We start from the raw sequence: 3147 nt of genomic DNA, 5'->3' as shown, positions 1-3147 counted from the left end.
CGCGTCCAGCGAGATTCCGAAGAGCGTCGAGGCGCTGAGGCAGTTCTGGATGCCGATCAGGTTCAAGCGCGACACGTGAGCCGGTCCCCACCGGGGCTTCAGCCCCTGGTGCGCTCGTGCCGCTTACATTAGACTGGCGAAATCAGGCTGTCGTCGAGTCGCGAATTTGAAGCTATTTGTATAATTGTCGTTTGGCAAGAGGGTGTCGTGGTGACAATTACTTTAATTGACGCTGATGGTTTTTGGCTTCGGCTTCGGTAATTGTCGATGGCGGTTTTACGAGCGACAATTACCCTTCAGCGAAGGCGATGTGCTGCCATGGCCGCTAAGGCAAGGTTGGGGTTTCCTCCCTTTCGGCTCTGCGGGCGGCGGATCGCTCCCTGTAGCTTTCGCCATTCATCTCGATGATCGTCGCGTGGTGAACCAAGCGATCCACCGCTGCCGCGGTCATGGCGGCGTCCGGAAAAACCGTCGCCCAAGCTGAAAATGCCTGATTTGCGGTGATGGCGATGCTGTGGCGCTCGTAGCGATGCGCGATGAGTTCGAACAGGACGCTGGTCTCGGCTTGATCCTTGCGGCCATAGGAGAGGTCGTCGAGCACGATGAGATCGAACTTGTCCAGTTTGTCCAGGGCGCCGATCAGGGAGAGATCACGCCGCGCGGTCTGAAGCCGTTGGACGAGATCGATGGTGCGCGTGAACAACACCCGCCGTCCAGCATCGATGAGCGCATGGCAGATGGCCGCCATGGCGTGGCTTTTTCCCGTGCCGCTTTTCCCGAACAGCAGGAGATTGTCGCCGTTCCTGATCCAGTCTCCGCCGGCACCGAGCGCCAGGAGATGCTGCTTGCGCACACCCGGCGCGGCGTCGAAATCAAAGCTGGCGAAGGTCTTTCCGGCCGGCGCCTCGGGTTGATCGCGATGACGCTGGATGCGACGTGAGGCGCGTTCGGCGACTTCGATCTCCAACAGCGCGGCGATGGTTTTCTGGGCCGGCCAGCCGTCGCGATCGGCGGCCTCGGCGATGCGCCGCCAGTTGCGCGCGATGCTGGGCAGGCGCAACTCCGTCAGCAAGGAGGCGAGGAAGGCCGCGTCGGGCATGATCGCGTCCGGCATGGTGGCGTCCGTCATGGCCGAGCCTCGCAGGTGGAGGGCAGAAGCCGGTCGTAGGCTTCCAGATTTGGCTCGGGGATGGCGACGTCGCTCGACGGGCTCGGTTTGCTGGCGAACTCCTCTTCGAGTTTGGCGATGTCAGGCAGCTTGCCGGCGTCCAGGATGGCGTCGAGACGATCGGCCAATGCGATTCTCGACGGCTTCGCGGGTCGAGGCCAAAACCAGCAATCCGACCATCGCCCGGCAGGCGTCCCGGGGCGGCAGGGCCGCGTCCAGGGCGGTCCAGGCGCGGGCATAGGCGGCGCGCGGAAACAGGGCTTCGCGGTAGACGAGGTAGCGCAGGGCTTGGGGCTTGCGCCGGAGCGTGCCGATCAGATGATGATAATCGATCGCGTGGCCGCGCGCGCCGTCGGTGCGCACGCGGGTCAGGCGCATGACCAGGTCGGGCCCGAGGAAACATTCCAGTCGATTATCCACATTCGCCCAAATCATCCACGCAAACGTGCGCATCAGATTTTCAATTCGCGAAAGGCTTTGTGATGGCGCACACGTCAGCGCGTCGCGACATTTAGGCGTATTTGGCAGCGTCCAATTTCGTTCTACTTTGCTGTGCCTTTTTAAGCCAATGCTTGTGGTATTTCGAAGCCTCGACCTCGAACCAGCGCCGGCATAGGAGGCTGTGACCGGCCTGAGCTCGGCTGGATCGAGAACAGGAACGCCAGATGATCGCCAGCCAACAGGCGCAACCCGTTCAGCAGAAAATCTCTGTCGACCAAGATCGCGGCCGGCGCCACGACATGGCGGTCGCCACCGCCCTAGTCCTGGCCGCCGCACTTCTGCAATGAATATTATCCACCCACGGGATGCGCTTCCTCTTTGTAACCTTCTACCCGGCCGTCATGCTGGCGGCGCTCTATGGGGGCGTGCGGGCGGAATGGCTGGCGACCTTTCTTTCAGCGACCATTGCCGGCTATTTCTGGATTGAGCCGCCCGTGTCGCTCATTGCGCCCGCCCCGATCGACTTTCTGGGCGTGGCGTTTTTCGTCGCCAACGGCTTTCTCGTATCTTGGGTCGTAGAGAACGTTCAGCAGTCCAACCTGAGGCGGCAGCAAGCCGAGGGCTCCCGGCGCGTCGAGCTTGAACGCCTAATCGCGGAGCGCACGATTGACCTGTCGAAGCAAATTGTCGAGCGCGAGGCCTCGGAAGCGCGGATGCGCCTTGCTCTGGAAGCCACTGAATCCGGGATCTGGGAATGGACCCTCGCGACGGGTCGCAACGTCTGGTCGGATAACCTCTGGCGTCTCTTTGGTCTCGATGCGACCGGACAGGAGGCCTCCTATGAACTCTGGCGGCGATCGGTCCATCCGGACGACCGCGCGCGGGTCACGCAATTGATTGTCGCCGAGGCGTCGGCGGGCCACGATTTTGAGCTTTCCTGGCGGGTCAATCTGCCCACCGGCGCGCCGGAACGCTGGCTGCTTTCGCGCGGGCACCCAGTGATGGGCGTCGATGGCAAGCCGGAACGCTATATCGGCATTGTCATCGACGTCTCCGAACGCAAGCGTGCTGAAGACGCCGAGGAAAGGTTCCGCGCGTTATTCGAGAACATGCAGGATGGGTGCGCCTATTGCCGGATGGTTTACGATGAGTCCGGCCAACCCGTGGATTTCGTCCCTCTCGCCGCCAACCCCGCCTTTTACCGACTGACCGGCGTGGAGAACGTCATCGGCGAACGCATGACGGAAGCGCTGCCCAATGTTTCTGAGGCCTGGCCGGGCCTGATCGAAATATTTGGCCGGGTCGCGCGAACCGTACGCATCCGACCGGCGCCGCAGGCAGCCTCGGATTTGACCGCTTCAGCGATCAGGCGGCGACAGTGGCGGCGAGCTGGCGCTCTCTCCACTTCCAGGGCAACAGGTCGTCGATCTGTTTGGCGGGATGATCCGGCAGGCGCGCGAGGAGATCGGCGAGCCAAGCCTGCGGGTCAATATCGTTGAGCTTGCAGGTTTCGACCAGTGTGTAGACGGCGGCGGCTC

General features: G+C 62.4%; 4 protein-coding genes and 1 pseudogene. 2 read left to right on the top strand and 3 right to left on the bottom strand.

Features of this window, described 5'->3' with window-relative positions; all coding sequences use genetic code 11:
- Positions 1-325 precede the first annotated feature (325 nt).
- A complete protein-coding gene (gene istB / locus CCR94_RS18650) occupies positions 326-1129 on the bottom strand; it encodes an IS21-like element helper ATPase IstB (RefSeq protein ID WP_275112828.1) in 804 nt (267 codons plus the stop codon).
- A 120-nt stretch (positions 1130-1249) separates the two neighbouring features.
- Complete coding sequence (locus CCR94_RS18645; RefSeq protein WP_146090099.1) at positions 1250-1546, bottom strand: hypothetical protein; 297 nt, start codon at positions 1544-1546, stop codon at positions 1250-1252.
- Between the two features lie 287 nt (positions 1547-1833).
- On the opposite strand from CCR94_RS18645, the gene CCR94_RS26400 reads away from it, so the two are divergent.
- Together CCR94_RS26400 and CCR94_RS18640 are read left to right on the top strand one after the other, a co-directional pair.
- Positions 1834-1956, top strand: coding sequence for a hypothetical protein (locus CCR94_RS26400; RefSeq protein WP_275112827.1), 123 nt, complete (start codon positions 1834-1836; stop codon positions 1954-1956).
- A gap of 18 nt (positions 1957-1974) precedes the next feature.
- Positions 1975-2880: pseudogene (locus CCR94_RS18640) on the top strand (DUF4118 domain-containing protein); the annotation flags it as partial.
- Positions 2881-2974: 94 nt separating this feature from the next.
- Here the strand turns inward: CCR94_RS18640 and CCR94_RS26155 are convergent.
- Positions 2975-3147: transposase domain-containing protein (locus CCR94_RS26155; protein WP_146089881.1), on the bottom strand; the 173-nt coding region annotated here is incomplete at its 5' end.

This window comes from Rhodoblastus sphagnicola (assembly GCF_002937075.1).
Classification (GTDB): domain Bacteria; phylum Pseudomonadota; class Alphaproteobacteria; order Rhizobiales; family Beijerinckiaceae; genus Rhodoblastus; species Rhodoblastus sphagnicola.
Note: the sequence above shows the minus strand (reverse complement) of the source record. Positions and strands in the feature narration are given on the sequence as shown.

Excerpts from the sequence above, each read along its gene's own strand:
- CCR94_RS18645 (WP_146090099.1), bottom strand. The coding sequence starts at position 1,546 with ATGCGCCTGACCCGCGTGCGCACCGACGGCGCGCGCGGCCACGCGATC.
- CCR94_RS26400 (WP_275112827.1), top strand. The coding sequence starts at position 1,834 with ATGATCGCCAGCCAACAGGCGCAACCCGTTCAGCAGAAAATCTCTGTC.
- istB (WP_275112828.1), bottom strand. The coding sequence starts at position 1,129 with ATGACGGACGCCACCATGCCGGACGCGATCATGCCCGACGCGGCCTTC.